Source organism: Desulfosporosinus sp. SYSU MS00001, from assembly GCF_049943955.1.
GTDB lineage: Bacteria > Bacillota > Desulfitobacteriia > Desulfitobacteriales > Desulfitobacteriaceae > Desulfosporosinus.
This window is the reverse complement of sequence record NZ_JBNFTW010000014.1, coordinates 16,436-36,138: the sequence shown is the minus strand read 5'-3', so window position 1 is coordinate 36,138 and position 19,703 is coordinate 16,436. Positions and strand designations below refer to the sequence as shown.

Genomic DNA, 19,703 nt, shown 5'->3' with positions numbered 1-19,703 from the left:
TGTCCTATCACGTATCTCTCAGGCTAGTTCCAGTCACGCTAGCCCTCCCTGTAGAAAGTTATACGCCATAGCTTCCAAGCGGTCTTGATGAATAGAAATACTTCAACATAATGTATACATAATAGTTTATCCACTATTGTAACAAATAATTGCTATTTGTCAATGTGCAGGCCGTCCCTCTGTTATGCAACACCCTTAGAGAACGTTGTTACGTTAAAAAAGGATTATCGTGTTTCTCTTCCCCGATACTTGTCTCTTCGCCATGTCCGGGCAATACTCGGGTACTGTCAGGAAGAGTGAAGAGCTTCTCTTTGACCCCACGAATGAGCAATTCCATGGAACCTCCCGGGAAATCAGTTCTTCCGATGGATCCGGCAAAAAGAGTATCTCCGCTGAACAATCCTTCCGAACTCCATAGGCATATCCCTCCAGGAGAATGACCGGGAGTATGGATCACTTTCAATCGTTCTTTGCCAACTGAAATTTCCTGCCCATCTTCCAAGAAGAAATCGGCACTCTTGAGAACTACCCCTGGGCCAAAATAACTGGAGAGGTTTTTTCGGCCATCAGTCAGCATTTCAGCATCCCCTGAATGTATCCCTACTTGAACATCTCCCAGCAGGTCCCTTAATTCATCGACGGCTCCAATGTGATCTACGTGCCCATGGGTTAATAAGATATAGTCGATATGCATACCTTTATCCATAACCCAACGATGAATCTTTTTTCCATCAGCTCCCGGATCGATCAATACGGCTTTCTTGCTTTCCATACAAGCATAGATATAACAATTTGCCCCCATAGGACCCACCGCACGTCCATCAATCATTATTAAGCCTCCTTTAGAACGTTTTTTCGCTGTCCAAGAGAATCGTTACCGGTCCGTCATTAACTAGTTCAACGTCCATTTCCGCCTGGAATACGCCGGTTTCGACGTGTAATCCTTTGTTGCGAAGCCCTTCTTCAGCTTGCTCAAAAAGAATCTTTGCCCTTTCAGGCGGGGAAGCGGCCGAAAAGCCTGGCCGTTTTCCGCTCCGGCAATCCCCGTAGAGCGTAAACTGCGAAACTAACAAAATTTCTCCCCCCGTATCCAGAAGGGAACGATTCATTTTTCCAGCCGAATCTTCAAATATCCGCAGCCCGCTTATTTTATCCACCATCCAGGCAACGTCTGCCTCCTGATCCTTTAACCCTACACCCAATAAAACCAAAAGCCCTGAGGAAATTTCTCCGACCGTTTCTCCCTTTACTTTTACCGAGGCGCGTTTAACACGCTGAACAACACTGCGCATGTTACTTTCCTCCTGAGTGAATCCGCTCGACATCCGTAATGTCCTTGATCTTGCGAATTTTGTGCATCACCATTTTCAGCTGTTCTAGATTGCGAATTTCTACCCGCAGCTGAATATGAGCCATATTATCCCGGCCTACTCGAGCATTAATTCCCAGGATATGAGTCCTGGTATCTAAGACAGTATTCATAATTTCAGTTACCAACCGCGGTTTATCCAGCCCATGGATCTTAATATCCACCGGATAGGTAGAATCTACTTGTTCGGCCCAGACAACCTCAACGACCCGATCCCTCTCCTCTTGTGAGTGATTCAATATGTTGCTGCAGTCTTGCCGATGAATGGAAACTCCGCGTCCGCGGGTTATATAACCAATGATTGCATCACCCGGCAAAGGATTACAACAACGGGAAAAACGCACTAAGACATTGTCGACGCCTTTGACCATGACACCGTGTGAAGCTTTCCCATAATGACTCTGGGAAGGAGTTTTGCCTTCGTTTTGCTGCAGCGCAGCTAATTGCATCTTTTCTCGTTCTTCTTTGGTTAAATCTTCACGCAGGCGCATCAAAACCTTATTGGGAGTCAATACCCCATCTCCGATAGAAGCATACAAGTCATCAATGCCTACCAGATTTTGACTCTTGCCTATGGCTAAAAGGCTCTCCGTCTTCAAGACTTCCGAAGGATCCAGGCCAAGTTTTCGGACCTCTCTTTCCAAACTTTCGCGGCCGCGTATAATGTTGTCCTCACGCTGTTCCTTCTTAAACCACTGGCGGATTCTGTTCTTCGCCTGCGATGTTTTGACAAAGGAAAGCCAATCCCTGCTTGGACATCCTCCTTGCTTGGAGGTAAGAATTTCTATGATATCTCCGTTGGTCAGCTTCGTATCCAGAGGAACGATACGGCCGTTAATCTTTGCTCCGACACAGCGATGTCCCACATCGGTATGTACTCGATAAGCAAAATCTACGGGACAGGAATCAGCTGGCAGTTCTACAACGTCCCCTTTAGGCGTAAAGACAAAAACGGTATCAGCAAAGAGATCGATCTTTAAGGACTCCATAAATTCCCCGGCATCCCTGGATTCATGCTGCCATTCCAGAAGCTGCCTCAGCCAGGACAGCTTTTGCTCGAAATTGACACTAGCCGCCGACCTGCTTCCAGCACTGCTGGCACAATCTTTGTTGCTTGCTTCTTTATATTTCCAGTGGGCAGCAATACCATACTCAGAGGTTCGATGCATTTCGCAGGTCCGTATCTGAATTTCAAAAGGTTCTCCATGCTCACCTATTAAGGTGGTATGGAGAGATTGATACATATTAGGCTTGGGCATGGCAATATAATCTTTAAAGCGGCCGGGAATGGGTTTCCAAAGGGTATGGATAATGCCTAAAGCACCGTAACAATCATTGACGGTCTCCACAATTACCCGAATAGCCATTAAATCGTAAATTTCACTTAATTCTTTATGCTGGGTAATCATTTTACGGTAAATACTGTAGAAATGTTTCGGACGTCCCGCTATATCGGCATAAATGTCAACTTCAGTTAACCGTTTTCGCATCTGAACAATGACTTCATTAATATAGGCTTCCCGTTCACGTCGCTTTAAGGCAATCTTTTCCACCAAATCATAATATTCTTGGGGCTTAAGATAGCGGAAGGAAAGATCCTCCAGTTCCCATTTTATGCGGAATATCCCCAGCCGATTGGCCAAGGGGGCAAATATCTCCAAGGTTTCCTGAGCAATTTCTTTCTGTTTTTCCACAGAATGATATTTCAAGGTGCGCATATTATGCAGGCGATCGGCAAGTTTGATGAGAATAACACGGATATCTTTGGCCATAGCCAGAAACATTTTGCGCAAATTCTCAACTTGCTGTTCAACTTTACTTTTATAAGCAATTCTTCCCAGCTTTGTGACTCCGTCGACTAACAAAGCAATTTCCGAGCCAAATTCTTTCTCGATATCTGTGATGGTGTACTCTGTATCTTCCACCACATCATGAAGCAATGCGGCGGCAATTGTAGCCTCGTCCATTTCCAGATCTGCCAAAATCTGCGCGACTTCCAGGGGATGCAGGATATAATCTTCTCCTGAATTGCGAAGTTGATTGCGATGGGCTTTCTCAGCAAATCGATAGGCCTTGTCCACAATAGCCAGGCGTGCTTGTGGAGTCGTCTTTTGCAGTTTTATCCATAATTCCGCGAAGGACATAGGGGAACTCCTCTCTAAGAAGCAAGTTACTCTTGATATTCAACCAAAGAGAAAATAGGATAATCCACTAATTTTTGACGTCCCATTAAAAACGTGAGTTCAATCAGGAAACCCATGCCCACAACTTCGGCACCGATTTTTGTTATTAAATTTGCCGTTGCCGACATAGTCCCGCCGGTAGCAAGCAAATCATCAACAATAACGATTCGTTCACCAGAATGAATCGCATCCGCATGGACCTCCAAGGTATCGGATCCATACTCCAGTGCATAGGTTTCACTAATGGTTTGAGCCGGCAGTTTTCCTGGCTTTCTTACAGGTACGAAGCCTATCCCTAAGGCATAAGCAACAGGTGCGCCCAGCAAAAATCCCCGAGCCTCGGGACCGACAATCAAATCGGGCTTCCAAGGCTTAATTTTCTCAACCATTTCGTTAACAGCTGCCCGATAAACGCCGCCCTCTTTAAGGAGTGTCGTAATATCTTTATACGAAATACCTTCCTTGGGAAAATCAGCTATGACACGGATGTGTTCACTAAAATTCATAATTTTGCCGCCCTTCCTTATCGATTTTCACCTCGAAGTTTTAACTTCTCTATAAATGCTCTTTGAAAGCTTATAGCTTGTTCATACCGTTGTTTACTATATCGATAACGAACCGAAGTATCAAGGTCCAATTTGACGTTAACCGGTATTAACTCTAAGGTAATCTTTTCGCTTCCGCCAAGGCAGCGAATAAGCCCCAATTCCTCAAAAATTTCAAGAGCTATCCTCATACCCTGCTTCATTTCTGAGTCAAGGTAAACCTCAAAAGGGTTTCGTTCATGTCCCAAACTTCTAAGTTCCCGATAAAACTGAATCAGTTCGTCACGTGTTAAATGTCGGCATCGTTTTCGTACCCTTTCTTCTTGAATTTCTTGACAGCCAACGACGACCATTTGATAGATCCCCAGTTCGTGCAGCTTTTTAATTGCTTCTTCAAAATCCTCTTCTGAGAGCGGAAGACCAAGGATTAACCCCAAGCCATCATTTACTCTTAAATTGTTCAGATCGGCGTGGGAAGGCGATTGTTTATGCTTTGAAGCTGAAGGGAAATACTTGCGGATTAAGTTGTCCTCCCAAGGTTGACATTGAGATTCGCTCTGTAAAGCATCCCAGAGCCAAATTTGTCTTCTCTCCTCCACTGACCATGCATCAGGAAAGAAATCTTCCCAGTTCATCCAGAGAATATCATCACTTTCCTGTGCAACAGCAATTTGTTCCCCAACCTGGTTTTCATCGTTCTCAAGAAAACCGTCATAATCATCCTTAACCAAATCCGCCTTCGGCAAGATGTCCTTAATCATTAACTGCACTTTGTCGAGACCCTGAAATGTGTTCCAATCCAAGCTAAAGGCCACATCCAACCTAGGTGAGTTTGATAATTCAGAGATCCTGTCGCCTAAGCGAAAGGCGATTCCCTCGTGTTCACCATGATTTCCGAAACGGAATTTTAAATGATTTCGTTCTTTGCCTACTGCATTCAAGGAATAAACTTCCAGTCCTTGCGTTGCTAGAATCGGACCGGAATTACCAAAACCAAAAGGGCCTAATTGGTCAAGTTCATGAAGCAGTTCGGAGGAAATCTCATTAAGGGAGACCTTGCGATCAATATGTAAAACCTCTTGAAAAAGTGATTCTTCAAAGGCTTTAGCTTGTTGATTAAGTCCTTCCCTCAAGCCTGGGATATTATCTGTTAAAAGAGAAAACCCCGCAGCCGCGCTATGTCCTCCAAATTTAATTAATAAATCAGCCTGAGTTTTTAATTGTTCCAATACAGGATAGCCAGGAATTCCTCGGGCCGACCCTTTAGCTTCCGTTCCTTCTTCTGAGATCATAAATACCGGTCGATAATATCGTTCCACTAAACGAGAGGCAACAATCCCAATCACTCCATGATGCCAATGATCAGACGAAAGTACAATAACTCTAGGCAGCGGGTCCTTCTCAAGCATAGCAATCGCTTCAGTCAAAATCTCTTTCTCGGTATCTTGCCTTGCTTGATTTTCCTTCGTTAACAAACGTGCAAGCTCTGCTGCTCCTGCTGAATCCTCTGTCAAGAGGAGTTCAAGTCCTTCGCGGGCACTATCCATACGTCCCGCGGCATTAATCCTTGGCGCTACCATGAACCCTATTTGCCCGGCCTTAAGAGGTTTGTTCTTGAGGCCGCATTCTTCGAGAAGAGCATCTAACCCCGGGTGACGGGACTTTTCCATTTGGCGAAGGCCATGATAGACGAAAACCCGGTTTTCACCGATCAAAGGCACTAAGTCAGCAATTGTTCCTAGAGCTACCAGATCAAGAAGATTTCTTTCGGTCTGGAATTCTGTGCCGCCATTCCCTAAAGACTGAATAAGAGCCTGAGCTAGTTTGAAAGCGACGCCCACACCGGCAAGATCACGAAAGGGATAGCCCGAATCAGCAATCTTAGGATTTAATATCGCGTAAGCTTCCGGCAAAAGCTCAGGTGGTTCATGATGATCTGTAATAATAACATCAATATTCAGTTCCCGGGCAATAGTGACTTCGGAAACTGCAGTTACTCCGCAATCAACGGTAATAATAACCTTGACATTTGCTTTAGCGGCTCGTCTAATCGCCCCTTCATGCAAACCGTACCCCTCATCTTGGCGATGAGGAATATAGGCTACGGCCTGAAAGCCAAGGTCCGTCAGAACTTTATATAATAAAGCGGTACTAGTAACGCCATCAACATCATAGTCTCCGTAGACCAGTACCTTTTCTTGGCTTTTTAAGGCCAACGTCATGCGTTCTATAACTCGCTTCATATGTTGAAAACAGAAAGGCGAAGCTAAACTTAAAACTGTTGGATGCAAAAATTCAATAACCTTCTCAGGATCTTGAAGTTTCCTTTGTGCGAGAATATCTGAAACGATCGTAGAAAGACAAAGGGATTTACTGATAGTTTTTGCCATATGCTCTGGTGTTGATTTCAATGCCCATATTCGTTTCACATTATACCCCCTAGATTACCATTATAATTTACCCTTTGGTTTCTGGCAATGTTGGCAGGTAAGACTTGCACCGCCTTCAAGAGGGCATTGCTCTCCCCTGTTGCTGCAAGGCTCAGCGTGAATCAAAACATGGGTCCCCTGAAGTTTATTATTAATTTCTTCTTCTATCTGATCGCACAGGTCATGAACGTCAACCACAGTAGTATATTTCGGGACAACTAAATGTAAGTCGACATGTCTTTCTGCGCCTGCCTTGCGAGTTCTCAGTTTATGAAATTCCACGAATTCCCCGTCATGAAGCCTCAAAACCTCGGCTATTATCTCCCGCTCTGTCTCCGGCAAACTGACATCAACAAGAGGGGAAAATGCTTCTTTCGTTAAGTCGAAGGAAGCCTTAATAATCAGCAGCGCAACCCCCAAGGCCACTATAGGATCTAAGATTAACCAGCCGGTAATCTTCATTAGTAAAAGCCCACAGAAAACACCCGCCGATGTATAAACATCCGTTCGTAAATGCAGGGAATCTGCTTCTAAGGCGACGGAATCCGTTCGTTTAGCAACTCTCATTAACTGAGCCGATACAAAGAAATTAATAAGTGCTGATAGCCCCATTATAACGAGACCTATCCCTAAATTATCAAGGGCTAAGCTGCCGCCAGCCCAAATTAAATAAGCTTTCTGGATCGATTCATAAATAATCATAATGGCCGCCAAGAAAATCAAAAGCGCTTCAATCGTACCTGAAACATTTTCGATTTTTCCATGTCCATAGGCATGACGTGAATCAGCCGGTTTCTCGGATTGTCTTACTGCGAAAAGAGCAATAAATGAAGCAATCAGATCAATTCCGGAATGAATACCATCGGATAAAATACTTATGGAGCCACCCATTAATCCAATTATAACTTTTGCTAGAGTAAGAAAGGTATTTGATACTACCGACAGGGTTGCAACCTGAGTCTTTTCATTCACTATGTTTGTCCTCGCTTTCCGGCAAATCCCCTAAACTTGCCCTAAGAACTTATAAAGAAATGGGACTTCTTAATTAAAAGAAGTCCCACGGATTTCTCCGCTGCCCCAACCTTAGCGAGCCCAGCTATAATGCCTGACAATTTCAGTATATGACAAGAATAACAAATAGTGCAACTTATAGCAAGCCTTTTATTAGTACTTTGTTACCAACGTTTCTACAAAGTCATAAAATTTCCAAAAATAATTCCTCCAATACCAAGAATTATGCGCATGATTGTCGGGGCAAAGCCCCAAAGGAATTGTCGGCTGTCGCTTTTGGGAACTAAGCCCATTCCCACGACAAGAATCCAGATAAAAATGGCCGCCACCGGCGTCAAAAATGCACCAAAGACAACCAAGCCAATTAATCCCCCAACTAAACCACTGACGATTTTGGTTCTGCTGGTTATTTTGCCAAGAATAAGCAGTGATAAAACGCCAAAAAGTCCTCCAAAAAATAAGGGAATTTCCCAATGCCAGAATTGTCCTAGTGAATGCACCGCTAAGTTTACTATTGAAAGGACAGCTACAGCGGCTACAGTTCCTCGTATTCCTCCAAAAAAAATTAATCCTGCAGAAAAAAGAAAAAGGACCTCAAATATAACTAACTGAATGAATCTCATTCACCCGCTCGCCCCCGACCTTTCTTTGCTGCTAGTATGGCCGATTTTATCCAATCTAATCCATTTCTGTATTTAGCGCAATAGTTAGCAGGTCGGTACCTTAATCTTTTAGTTAGTGGACAAACAGGAGAAGAGTATAACGATCATGTTACACCCTTCTCTTCTAACCTTATTTTTAACCTAATCTATCTTAACTTAAAAGATAACTCCTAAAGCAATCAAGATTAAGACCGCGATAGCAATAATTCCAGCTCCTACACAACTACCAAAACCATAACCGTACATTAAATCACCCCCGAACTTGTTTTACTTAGAATACGATACCTAAAGCGATAAGCAAAAGAATGATGACAACGACGATTCCAATACCTGCACCAACACCGACACCAGTTCCACATCCAACTCCAGCTGCTCCAAAAGCCATTTTTATAACCTCCTTCAATCTCTTTATATCTAAAATTCTAGTTTAGAATATAACTCCCAGCGCGATAAGAATAAGAGTTGCAATAGCAATAATGCCAACACCAACCCCGCAGCCAACTCCTACAGGAGCAACAGGTGCACAGCATCCAGCTCCGTATCCGGCAGCACCATATCCGTACATAAATACCCCTCCTTATTCCATTCAGAAGAAACGTATTAAAACACAATACCCATTGCGATTAAGAGAAGAATAATCACAACTACAACAGCAATTCCTGGTAAGAAATTAGGTGTGCATACAACTCCATCAACACCGTCAACAGGACCTGCTCCGAATGCCATACTAACTACCTCCTATTTGAAACGTTTATTTCCGGGCTCACTTTAACATATGCCATAGGACCAATATTGTTAATATTTTACTCAGATTCTTTTTTTTACCTGACACGAGAGGCTTTTGCAAAAGGCACAGACGCCCCTCATAAAGTGAATAAAACCATGCGTAAATAGTGGTTTAATTCATCCACTTACATGCACGGTTTTATAGTTATAAGGTTACAGCCCAGTTGAGGAATGTATTAATAATTGGGATTTTGCAGCCGATGAATAAACTCCTTCGTTCCCATATTTGCATAACAGTATACTCTATGAACATGATAAGCATTTGTATTAGAATCAGCCCAACCGCGAAGAGTTGTAAAAGCCATGAGATACCCCGCTTTTTTCACTGCTTGAACTACCGTACTATCTAAATCCCCATAAGGATAGGCAAAATAATCGACGGAATGGCCTAATCCCTTTTCTAAAGCTTTCTTGGAGCTTTCCAGCTCACTTAAAACCTTCAAGGGAGACAATTTTGTCAGGTAGGAGTGACTCCTAGTGTGATCTGCTATATCCCAGCCATTATCGGCAAGCTCATTAAGCTGGGGCCAAGTCAAAAAACCCTTCTCATCTATATAACCGGAAATCATAAAGACCGTAGCCGTATACCCATATTTCTTTAAAAGAGGATACGCCGTTTGATAATTATCTTCATATCCATCGTCAAAGGTAATCACAAAAGGCTTCTCAGGAAGAGCACCGCTTTGATACAGTGATTGGTATAATTGATTTAAGGTAATGCTCTGATAGCCCTGTTCATGTAAATAGACAATTTGGGATTCAAATTGTTCAGGTGGCATTCTTACTTCATTATTTGCTTCTCTCATAATAGAATGATAATAAAGAACAGGTATAGATCGGGGTGGCGTATTAATTCTGTTATCCTGCGGAGTAGGAGACAATTTCGGGGATGGCAATATATCGACAAGCAACGCGGAAGAATTTGAAGCCTGAACTTTAGCGCTGTTCAAGGTCGGTTTTTTGAAAGTACAGCCGCTGGAAGTTAGTATCAGGACTATTAAGATTAACGGTCCGATGGTTTTCTTGATCATCGCGCCTCTCCATTAAAGAAATAATAGTTAATTATTGTATAGTTTACCACAATTACTCTTACTTCAAACTCCTCCAGTGAACCCTAAAGCAAGGTATGGGAACCACTCCCACTATGCTTCCCCAAAGTACAGAAAAACGACCCTAAGACGAATTCTTAGGGTCGTTTTCTTATTCTTGGCTGATTGCAATTAGGCGCGAACAGCTTTACCGCCTTTAGTCGGCTTTTTCATGTGAGTTTTAATTTCAACAAGTATCTGACTCGCATTAAAAATTGAGGAATAAGCTCCGCTAAATACCCCGATCAACATGGCCAGAGAGAAAACTTTTGTTGATTCCCCTCCTAAAATAAACACTGAAAACAGAGCAATTAAAACAGTTACAACCGTATTCACAGAACGGCGCATGGTTTGCCATACGGATTTATCAACCATATCTTCATAGCTGTCTCCGCGTCGCATCCGAGTTTCGTTCTCACGAATCCGATCAAAGATAACCACCGTATCATTAATAGAGTATCCAAAAATCGTCAGGATTGCTGCCACAAACGTAGAATCGATTTGCCATTGAAACAGCGAAAACAGGCCGACAACGACTAAGACATCATGCAGTAAGGCAATAATCCCGGATATGGCAAAAACAAACTGAAATCTGAAGGATATATAGGCTATCATCAAACCCATGGCAATGAGTAAGGACCAAAAAGCATTGCGGGTAAGTTCTTGTCCCATGGACGGTCCAACTTCATCGACTTGCAGTGTCTTTTTATCGTAATCAGCAACCTTCTTCTGCAAAGCCGTCATTAATTGAGTCTGCTTCTCTTGCTGAAGGGCTTCTGTTCTAATCAGAACTGATTTATTTCCATTGGATAATTGAACTTCACCACTAAGTCCGACGGATTTCATAGTATCGGTTATAGCACTCTGAGTCACGGCTTTAGTAAAGTTTGCTTCAATCATTGTTCCGCCCTTGAAATCAATGCCCAAATTTAAACCGTGCATAAAGAGGGAAATGATTCCTGGGACAATAACTAACAGCGAAAGTGCAAACCACCAATAACGTTTTTTAACGATATTAAAGTAGAGCGGATGTATTTTTTGAACTTCTTCATAAGTTGCCGGATGCCCTTGATGTCCTTTTTCCATTATACATCCCTCCTAACGCCAAACCATGCCGGATTTAATTTTGCGCTTATCCCGACAATTAAACGTAAGACTAAACGTGTAAAGGTAAGTGCCGTAAACAGACTGGCAACAATACCAATTCCCAGAGTCATTGCAAATCCTTTAATGGTCCCTGTGCCAAAGTAAAATAAAGTCAAAGCGGCGATCAATGTAGTAACGTGAGCATCAATAACTGTGATGAAGGCACGGCTGAAACCTGACTCAACACCAGCTCGCAGTGATTTTCCGGCACGGACCTCTTCTTTAACTCTTTCGTAGATAATAATATTGAAATCGACGGCCATCCCTATCGAAAGAATGAACCCGGCTATTCCTGGCAGGGTAAGTACAACTCGAAACATCCAGAAAACCCATAGTACAATGAGTCCGTAGACAACCAGGGAAAAATCAGCGACGACTCCAGGCAAATGATAAAACACAAGCATAAACAGAAAGATAAAGACCAAACCATAAATTCCTGCTTGAATACTTTTGTGCAAAGAGTCAATCCCTAAAGACGCTCCTACCTGATGTTTTTCAGTAATCGACATACTTACCGGCAATGAGCCTGAACGCATCAGCACAGCATCATTAGCGGCAGCTTGAAGCGTCGAATATCCCGTAATCTCCGCCTGTCCATTCGTAATCGGCACATTAACCGTCGGATTAGTCAGCAATTTATCGTCAAGATAAATTCCAATCCTTTGGCCTATATACTTTGTCGTTAAATCGCCAAACTTTTTAGCTCCGTCGGAAGAAAAGGTTAGGTTAACAACGTACCCCCCTGCTCCGCTTTGATCCTGACCTGCTTTAGCATCCGTAAGTTCAGCACCTTGCAAAACTGTGTTGCCTTTAGGATCCTTAAAGGTTAACTGTGCTGTAGTTTTCAAGACGTTAACTGCCTGATCTGGATCAGAAACCCCGGCTAAATCTAATACTAAACGTTTGTTTTTATAATCTGTCTGGATAATAGGCTCTGAGACCCCAAGATCGTTAACCCGCTTGGAGATAATCGCCTTTGCCTTATCCATATCATCATTTGTAATTGGTGCCCCGCTTTTATTGGGCTCGGCTTGTAAAACCAAGTGAACTCCACCGCGCAGGTCAAGTCCCAATGGGATGCCCTTACTGGGATCCACAAGGGGTTTTATGGATAGAGCTACTGCCGCAGCTACTATAAGCACCAGCGTTACGAGTTTGATGATGTTTCCCCGTTTCATCTGCTTTCCTCCCTTTTAATATGAATGGGACTTGCCCATGCCAATCCTCATTATAAAACGTTCAGGATTCCAATGTCAATCTGAGCTAAAGCAGCACAGACTTCTGGTGAAATTACAGCAATTTTACTTCGTTAATTTTTAATTCAAACTTCGTTCCGAGAAATCCGGCAGCTTTACGACATAATAACATTCGGGCCAAAAAGATTTCAAAATACTCCATAACAGGGCAGATCTCAGTATCAATAGTCAGTTCCAGAGCAACCCGTTCTTTAGGATAAACACGCAAAAATGATTTTTCCACTGCATAGTTTACTCTGTCATGAATGTCAAAGGTTGCCAGATCCAAATTGCGGACGCGAGAACGATGCACGTCCGATTTATCCGCTAAAATCAAGGCGGCCGAAATACTATTGACCGGATTACCGTCAGTCTCATCGTGATTGCCAATAGCCCCAATAATCAGAGCAATTTCTTCAGGATGCATACCGTGCCGCTCCAGAATGCCCGCAGCCATAATCGCCCCTGTCTGCGCATGAGAAACTCGGTTGACTGCATTTCCGATATCATGCAGATAACCGGCAATGGCCGCTAGTTCACACTCTCGTTCAGTATGTTCCATTTTTTCCAAGATATTCGAAGCGATATGGGAGATCAGACCTACATGCCTGAGACCATGTTCCGTATAGCCAATTGCTGCAAGATGTCGGTTCCCTGCCTCGATTAAACTTTGTACATAAGGATCACTTTTAATATCTTGCAAGGTTACTTTTTGCAAAACAAACCCCTCCTGCCGCCCAAAAAACGAGTATACTAAGCCGATGTTAAGCCTTAGGTCATAATTACCTCAACAGCATAGTAGTAAAAAACAAGTGGAGGAAGTACCACTTGCTTTTATACAATTGTTCTAATTACCTATTCGCAATTATTAATTACCCCACAACGCTGAAAATTCTCAGGTATTTTCCTGCTTAGAATTCGATGGAGAATCTTCCTTTTCCAGATTAATCCCAGTGTCATTCTGATTATTCTTATCGCTCTTATCGCTCTTGCTGTTCTTATCATTTTTGTCATTCTTTTTCCCATTCTTTTTAGCATCCTCGGCGGTGATATCCCGGTTCTCAACACTAGTTATCCCGGATTTAGCCACTTCAATCTCTACTTTGTCCGCAATTTGCAGTATTACGGAATTGTCTTTTACTTTGGTAATTTTGCCGTAAATTCCTCCGGCAGTTAAAACACGATCTTTCACGCGCATCCCATTGAGCAGCGCCTGTCGTTGTTTGGCTTGCTTTTGCTGCGGCCTAATCATAAGAAAATACATTATCCCGAAAAAGACAACAAAGTATAGAACTAAAGACATGTTCTGCTGAGACATATTTGAATCCCCCTTAATTTATTCTTTGAACATATTCCCCACGGTATGGCAAAAATCCTTCTCCTTGATAGCAATAGAAACTTTCTCTCCGGAGATGCTTAATCAAACTCGTAACCGTAATCCGCGAAACACTTTTGGCGATATTCAGGTAAACGTTCTTCTCGAATGGCCTCTCTAATTTCGCTCATCAAGTTTTGGAGATACCTCAGATTGTGGATGGTCATCAAGCGCAGTCCTAAAATTTCTTCAGCTTTAAGCAAATGTCTTACATAAGCCCGGGAATAGTTTCGGCAAGTGTAGCAATCACAGGTTGGGTCAATAGGGCCAAAATCATGGGCGGAACCGGCGTTGCGTACAATAACTTTCCCATAGCGGGTCATGGCAGTCCCATTCCTGGCAATACGTGTCGGGAGTACGCAATCAAACATGTCCACTCCTCGCATGACTCCTTCAATAATTGCATCCGGCGACCCAACTCCCATAAGGTAACGGGGTTTTTCTAGCGGCAGCAACGGGACCGTGTAATCCAAAACCTCATACATGATTTCCTTTGGTTCTCCCACACTTAGTCCCCCTATGGCATACCCCGGGAGATCCAGTTCCGTGACCTCAGCTGCACTTTGACGACGCAGGTCCTCATACATACCTCCTTGAACAATGCCAAACAACGATTGACTATCTGTTGTAGTTAACGTTTCTTTACAGCGCTTAAGCCAACGCGTTGTCCTTTCTAAGGAATTTTTGACATATTCGTGGGAACTGGGATAGGGAGCACATTCATCAAAGGCCATAACGATATCAGATCCTATAGCCATCTGTACCTGAGTCGCAATCTCAGGACTTAAAAACTGTCGTGATCCGTCAATATGAGATCGGAACTCAACGCCGCTCTCCTGGATTGTGCGCAAATCACCCAAGCTAAAAACTTGGAAACCCCCGCTATCTGTTAAAATCGCCCCGTCCCAGTTCATAAAGCGATGAAGTCCGCCGGCTTCCCGGATCAACTCTTGCCCCGGCCGTAAAAAAAGATGATAGGTATTACTTAAAATAATTCCGGCTCCGATCTCCCTAAGCTCTTCCGGAGTCATTGCTTTGACTGTCCCTTGCGTTCCAACGGGCATAAAAACGGGCGTATCAATTACTCCATGTGGGGTATGTAACTTTCCCAAACGTGCTTTTGTTCGTGAATCTTCTTTAAGGATTTCCAAATTAACCGCTGCCAAAACCTTCACTTCCTTTATCTCTAAAACTCATTATCTTTAAAACTCTCTTAGCGAATAAACATCGCGTCGCCAAAACTGTAGAATCGATATCGCTGATCTACGGCTATCTTATAGGCTTGTAAGATAAGGTCTCGTCCTGCCAAAGCGCTTACCAACATCACTAACGTTGACTTCGGGAAGTGGAAATTCGTCAAAAGAGCATCCACGATCTTAAATTCATATCCCGGATAGATAAAAATATCCGTCCACCCCTCACCCGAAACTACTTGTCCCTGGTGACTTACTGATTCCAACGTCCGCGCGACGGTTGTCCCGACCGCAATGACTCGTCGGCCGTCTTGTTTGGCTCTGTTAATTCGTTCTGCTGCCTCTGTTTCCACGCGATAATACTCAGAATGCATAACATGTTCCTGAATTTCCTCGACTTTAACGGGCCGGAAGGTTCCTAATCCCACATGGAGAAGAATCTCTACGACCTCCACACCTTTAGCTCGCAGATCGGCAAGAAGCTTAGGGGTAAAGTGCAGTCCCGCTGTGGGGGCGGCGACAGAGCCCCGCTCTTTGGCATAAACCGTTTGATACCGTTCTTGATCTTCCAATTGGGCCGTAATGTATGGAGGCAAAGGCATCTCCCCAAGCTGATCTAAAATAGTTTCGAAAACTCCCGCATATGTAAATCGAATCTTCCGATTACCGTTTTCCAAAATTTCTTGAAGTTCACCTATAAGCAAACCATGACCGAAACTTACTTTTTGCCCTACCTTTAAGCGCTTTCCCGGCTTAACCAAAGCTTCCCAAACATCAAGTTCCAGCCTTTTCAACAAAAGAACTTCTATTTTAGCTTGCGAATCTAATTTTTCGCCAATTAACCGTGCAGGTATTACACGGGTATTATTCAGTACCAGTACATCACCGGAGACTAGAAGTGAAACGAGATCGCGGAAGGTATGATGCTCTATGGAACCAGTCTTCCGATCCACGACCATTAAACGAGACGCATCCCGCGGTTCTACCGGATGCTGAGCAATTAACTCCTCCGGCAAGTCAAAATCGAACTCCGAAACATTCACACTATCTTCTCCTTAAAACTGTGGACTCAAAGATTTTTTTCCTCACTGGTTTTTATCGACACATTATTATAATAAAAATGAATAATTTCCTCATAGGTATATTCCAATTGCGCCATATGATAGGCCCCCCATTGAGACATACCAACGCCATGCCCCCAGCCTCTCCCTTCAAAAACAAAAACGCCATAGGGCTGAGGATCTGCACGAACCCCAAGAGAAGAGCTGATGATTTTTGCCAGCAGCGGACCAGAATTATTTCTATAATTCAACATTCCAAGAACAGATGATATTCCCTTCAATTTAGAAGCCTTTTCCTCCGACGCAACTTTATGAACGTCAAATAACGTACCTAAAAAAGCGTTCGCTTGAATTTCTTGACCAAAAGGGTAAAAGGCTTGCACAAACTTTCGTCCCGAAACCGTCAAAGAGCTCCCGAACTCATCCGTTAACAGTACGTTTTGGGCTCGGCCTGAGGGGAATTTTTCTACGTTAATGGTTTGAACAGGCCCTAAGCCAAAAACAGAGCCGAGCTGCGGTGCAGAAATTATAAAACGCCAACGGTCTGCCGCTCCGCCTATACCTTCTGAGAATCGATCAGGATGAGCTAAAGTATGATGGTCTGTATTTCCCCATACATTTTTTGCATCTTCAGCATATCCCCCGTTATGAGCTGAATAAAGGGCTTCAATAGGCTGACCTGTGTCAGCATCTACAAGGATCTTCCCTCGAGTTGCTTCAACTGCCTGAGAAGCCTCACCTTCTACGTTCATACCGGCATAAGCTTGGTCAATATCCGGAGAATCGGTAATAGTTTTGCGATTCTGGGTATGCTTTATAAGATAGGTCCGGGCAGCCACAGCCTGAGCTTTTAAGCCTTCCAAGCCATACTTAGCCCAAGCATTACTCATCTCAATAGGAACGACACCTTTCAGGTAGTCTTCACTGTCCAGCTGATTGACGAGTCTCCAGTGATCCTTATGCCAATCCAGAGTCAGGCTTCCACGATAAGCTGCAGACTTTCCTTCCGGAGTTCTTACAACGAGACTGCCGGAATCTTTCTCCATAATCTCCAGTTTTGCATCTCTAAAGATTTGGAAATCACTCTGGTTAACTCTCAAAATTGGATTCCAGCCTCCCCAGCCTACTTCAAGCCTAGAACCCTTGGGGAAATTTAACGTCATCGTTCCGCTGACAACTCGATACGATCCTTGTGCAGCTTGAATTTCAACCCATCCCGCTTGTCCAAATTTCCAAACGAGCTCCACCGAAATTTCTCGAGCTTGGCAGATCTTAACCTGAGTCATCAGCAGCAGAAAGATTGCCAGCAACAAAAAGGACCAACGCCGAACACTCCAGAGCATGTCATCACACACCTTCTATGTTCAGATTACCCCATTTTTCTTGCTTATATGCCTTGACTGCCCTCCTCGTTGCTGAACTTTTGCGGCAAGGGGTAACCAAAGTGATGATAAGCCCTCACGGTTGCCATTCTCCCCCGAGGAGTACGCTGCAAAAAACCCATCTGAAGAAGAAAGGGCTCGACAACATCTTCTAAGGTCTCAGCCTCTTCCCCTATTGTTGAAGCTAAAGTGTCTATACCTACCGGCCCCCCAGCAAAAGCTTCAATGATCGTTCTCAATGTCTTTTGGTCTATGTTGTCCAAACCCACCGGATCGACTTCTAAACGATTGAGAGCCTCTTTGGCGATAGCTTGGGTTACAATCCCGTCTTCCCATACTAAGGCGAAATCCCTGACTCGCTTTAGCAAGCGGTTTCCGACTCGGGGAGTCCCTCGTGAACGACGAGCTATTTCATCAGCGCCCTCATCTGTAATTTCTAACCTCAAGATACCTGCGGCCCGTAGAATTATTTTCTTCAAGTCTTCTACTTCATAGAATTCCAGCCTGCTTATTACTCCAAAACGATCTCGCAAAGGAGACGTTAACTGACCGGCGCGAGTCGTTGCTCCCACCAAAGTGAAAGGAGGCAAAGACAGGCGAATGGAACGAGCACTCGGGCCTTTGCCAATCACGATATCCAAACAGCCATCCTCCATGGCAGAATATAAGATTTCTTCAGTAGAACTATTTAAACGATGAATTTCATCAATAAACAAGACATCACGCGGCTCTAAGGCTGTTAGAATTGCCGCCAAGTCACCTGGCCGTTCAATTGCCGGACCGGAGGTCGTCCGTATACTTACGCCCATTTCCGAAGCAATGATATTAGCTAAAGTTGTCTTACCAAGGCCCGGGGGTCCATATAATAAAACGTGATCTAAAGCTTCTCCCCGAGTCGCTGCAGCCTGGATAAAGATGCTCAGATTATCTTTAACTTTTTTTTGACCGATATATTCCTTCATTCGATTGGGACGCAGGGCTTCCCCTTCTTGATCCGAAAGTTGCTCTTGCGGAGCTACCAAACGCTCTTCTATTTTGTGCCCCTCCTCTCATGCCGTTACAGATTAACCTCCCGCCAACACCCGCAAGGCTTTTTTAACTTGCTCTTCGGTCGATAATTCTCCTCCGTCCTTTCCAGCATGGACCAAGGCCCGTCTGGCTTCCTCCAGACCGAAACCAAGAGCAAGTAATGTTTGCAGGGCATCAGAATGTTTTGAGGGATTCAAATCAGCAGCAATGGCAGTCTCTTCTGAAACCAAAGCGAGTCCTTTAAACTTCTCTTTAAGTTCTAAAATTAACCGTTGGGCGATTTTCTTGCCTACACCAGGTACCTTTGTTAACAGGTTAAGATTTTCACTAACAATGGCATTTTCAATCTGTGCAGCTCCAAAAGTGGATAATAAGGATATGGCTGCCTTGGGACCGATTCCTGAAACGCTAAGCATCTCTAAAAAAAGCTGTTTTTCTACCATTGACGTAAATCCATAAAGCGCTATATCATCCTCGCGAATGACAACATGGGTATAGAGGACAAGTTTCTGTCCCGGAACCGCTTTGCCTAACAGTCCGCTTGGTACTGTAAGCAGATACCCGACACCCTGGACCTCCAGTATTAAACGTTCTGCTTGAATTTCCCAGACTGTTCCGCGCAGCATTCCTATCATCGGAAATCCTCCATTCTTCGCTCTAAAGCAAAGCTATGCGCATGGCAAATTGCTAAGGCCAAAGCATCCGCGGTATCATCAGGTCTCGGGACGTCATCCAGGCCTAATAACCCCTTGACCATCTGCTGGACCTGTTTCTTGTCTGCTCTTCCGTAGCCAACAACTGCTTGTTTGACCTGCAAGGGAGTATATTCATAAACTGGGATACTCTGCTGAGCCCCCGCTAATAAGACGATTCCCCGTGCCTGTCCGACAGAGATGGCTGTCGTCGTATTACGGTTGAAAAAGAGTTCCTCCACCACAATTTGATCGGGTTGATGGTCCTTAAGATAAGGGAAAATTTGATTATAAAGAATTAGTAAACGTTCGGCTAGAGGAGTATGAGCAGCGGTGCGCCAACAAGCATAATCCAGCGCCCTCAAGCGATTTCCTTTTTGTTCAATAAGACCATATCCCATAATTGCAGTTCCTGGATCAATCCCTAAAATAATCATGTGCGTCTTCCTTTCAGCTATAAATTTTCGACAGAAGACGTACGAATCCTTTTCTTCTTAATAAATAAAGGCCTTTGCTT

The 19,703-nt window shown here is 43.8% G+C and carries 20 protein-coding genes; all 20 read right to left on the bottom strand.

The window, feature by feature from the left end; genetic code table 11:
• Positions 1 to 208: 208 nt before the first annotated feature.
• Positions 209 to 829, bottom strand: coding sequence for an MBL fold metallo-hydrolase (locus tag ACPUYX_RS19410; RefSeq protein WP_426381259.1), 621 nt, complete (start codon positions 827 to 829; stop codon positions 209 to 211).
• 13 nt (positions 830 to 842) lie between these two features.
• Complete coding sequence (gene dtd / locus ACPUYX_RS19405) at positions 843 to 1,292, bottom strand: D-aminoacyl-tRNA deacylase (RefSeq protein ID WP_426381258.1); 450 nt, start codon at positions 1,290 to 1,292, stop codon at positions 843 to 845.
• Between the two features lies 1 nt (position 1,293).
• Positions 1,294 to 3,513: a RelA/SpoT family protein gene (locus ACPUYX_RS19400; RefSeq protein ID WP_426381257.1), complete on the bottom strand. Its 2,220-nt coding sequence runs from the start codon at positions 3,511 to 3,513 to the stop codon at positions 1,294 to 1,296.
• A 26-nt stretch (positions 3,514 to 3,539) separates the two neighbouring features.
• Positions 3,540 to 4,058: an adenine phosphoribosyltransferase gene (locus ACPUYX_RS19395; protein WP_426381256.1), complete on the bottom strand. Its 519-nt coding sequence runs from the start codon at positions 4,056 to 4,058 to the stop codon at positions 3,540 to 3,542.
• Between the two features lie 17 nt (positions 4,059 to 4,075).
• Positions 4,076 to 6,526, bottom strand: a complete 2,451-nt coding sequence (recJ, locus tag ACPUYX_RS19390) for a single-stranded-DNA-specific exonuclease RecJ (RefSeq protein ID WP_426381255.1) — start codon at positions 6,524 to 6,526, stop codon at positions 4,076 to 4,078.
• 21 nt (positions 6,527 to 6,547) lie between these two features.
• Positions 6,548 to 7,498: a cation diffusion facilitator family transporter gene (locus ACPUYX_RS19385; protein ID WP_426381254.1), complete on the bottom strand. Its 951-nt coding sequence runs from the start codon at positions 7,496 to 7,498 to the stop codon at positions 6,548 to 6,550.
• Between the two features lie 215 nt (positions 7,499 to 7,713).
• On the bottom strand, positions 7,714 to 8,160 hold the full coding sequence (locus ACPUYX_RS19380) for a hypothetical protein (RefSeq protein ID WP_426381253.1): 447 nt from the start codon (positions 8,158 to 8,160) through the stop codon (positions 7,714 to 7,716).
• A 466-nt stretch (positions 8,161 to 8,626) separates the two neighbouring features.
• The gene (locus tag ACPUYX_RS19375) at positions 8,627 to 8,764 is read right to left on the bottom strand and encodes a hypothetical protein (protein WP_426381252.1); all 138 of its coding nucleotides are present in this window, start codon (positions 8,762 to 8,764) and stop codon (positions 8,627 to 8,629) included.
• A gap of 35 nt (positions 8,765 to 8,799) precedes the next feature.
• On the bottom strand, positions 8,800 to 8,925 hold the full coding sequence (locus ACPUYX_RS19370) for a hypothetical protein (RefSeq protein WP_047809715.1): 126 nt from the start codon (positions 8,923 to 8,925) through the stop codon (positions 8,800 to 8,802).
• Positions 8,926 to 9,161: 236 nt separating this feature from the next.
• On the bottom strand, positions 9,162 to 10,016 hold the full coding sequence (locus tag ACPUYX_RS19365; RefSeq protein WP_426381251.1) for a polysaccharide deacetylase family protein: 855 nt from the start codon (positions 10,014 to 10,016) through the stop codon (positions 9,162 to 9,164).
• Between the two features lie 189 nt (positions 10,017 to 10,205).
• Complete coding sequence (secF, locus tag ACPUYX_RS19360) at positions 10,206 to 11,159, bottom strand: protein translocase subunit SecF (protein WP_426381250.1); 954 nt, start codon at positions 11,157 to 11,159, stop codon at positions 10,206 to 10,208.
• Positions 11,159 to 12,397 (bottom strand): protein translocase subunit SecD, encoded by a 1,239-nt coding sequence (secD, locus tag ACPUYX_RS19355; RefSeq protein ID WP_426381249.1) that lies wholly within the window; start codon positions 12,395 to 12,397, stop codon positions 11,159 to 11,161. The genes secF and secD overlap by 1 nt, the downstream gene beginning before the upstream one ends.
• A 112-nt stretch (positions 12,398 to 12,509) precedes the next feature.
• Positions 12,510 to 13,172, bottom strand: coding sequence for an HD domain-containing protein (locus ACPUYX_RS19350; protein WP_426381248.1), 663 nt, complete (start codon positions 13,170 to 13,172; stop codon positions 12,510 to 12,512).
• A gap of 177 nt (positions 13,173 to 13,349) precedes the next feature.
• On the bottom strand, positions 13,350 to 13,772 hold the full coding sequence (gene yajC / locus ACPUYX_RS19345; RefSeq protein WP_426381247.1) for a preprotein translocase subunit YajC: 423 nt from the start codon (positions 13,770 to 13,772) through the stop codon (positions 13,350 to 13,352).
• Positions 13,773 to 13,870: 98 nt separating this feature from the next.
• Positions 13,871 to 14,995: a tRNA guanosine(34) transglycosylase Tgt gene (gene tgt, locus ACPUYX_RS19340; protein ID WP_426381246.1), complete on the bottom strand. Its 1,125-nt coding sequence runs from the start codon at positions 14,993 to 14,995 to the stop codon at positions 13,871 to 13,873.
• A 47-nt stretch (positions 14,996 to 15,042) separates the two neighbouring features.
• Positions 15,043 to 16,065, bottom strand: a complete 1,023-nt coding sequence (gene queA / locus ACPUYX_RS19335; RefSeq protein WP_426381245.1) for a tRNA preQ1(34) S-adenosylmethionine ribosyltransferase-isomerase QueA — start codon at positions 16,063 to 16,065, stop codon at positions 15,043 to 15,045.
• 26 nt (positions 16,066 to 16,091) lie between these two features.
• A complete protein-coding gene (locus ACPUYX_RS19330) occupies positions 16,092 to 17,426 on the bottom strand; it encodes a SpoIID/LytB domain-containing protein (RefSeq protein WP_426381244.1) in 1,335 nt (444 codons plus the stop codon).
• 44 nt (positions 17,427 to 17,470) lie between these two features.
• Complete coding sequence (gene ruvB / locus ACPUYX_RS19325; protein WP_426381308.1) at positions 17,471 to 18,499, bottom strand: Holliday junction branch migration DNA helicase RuvB; 1,029 nt, start codon at positions 18,497 to 18,499, stop codon at positions 17,471 to 17,473.
• Between the two features lie 30 nt (positions 18,500 to 18,529).
• Complete coding sequence (gene ruvA / locus ACPUYX_RS19320; protein WP_426381243.1) at positions 18,530 to 19,129, bottom strand: Holliday junction branch migration protein RuvA; 600 nt, start codon at positions 19,127 to 19,129, stop codon at positions 18,530 to 18,532.
• Complete coding sequence (gene ruvC / locus ACPUYX_RS19315; protein WP_426381242.1) at positions 19,126 to 19,623, bottom strand: crossover junction endodeoxyribonuclease RuvC; 498 nt, start codon at positions 19,621 to 19,623, stop codon at positions 19,126 to 19,128. Before ruvC ends, ruvA begins: the two co-directional genes overlap by 4 nt.
• Positions 19,624 to 19,703 lie beyond the last annotated feature (80 nt).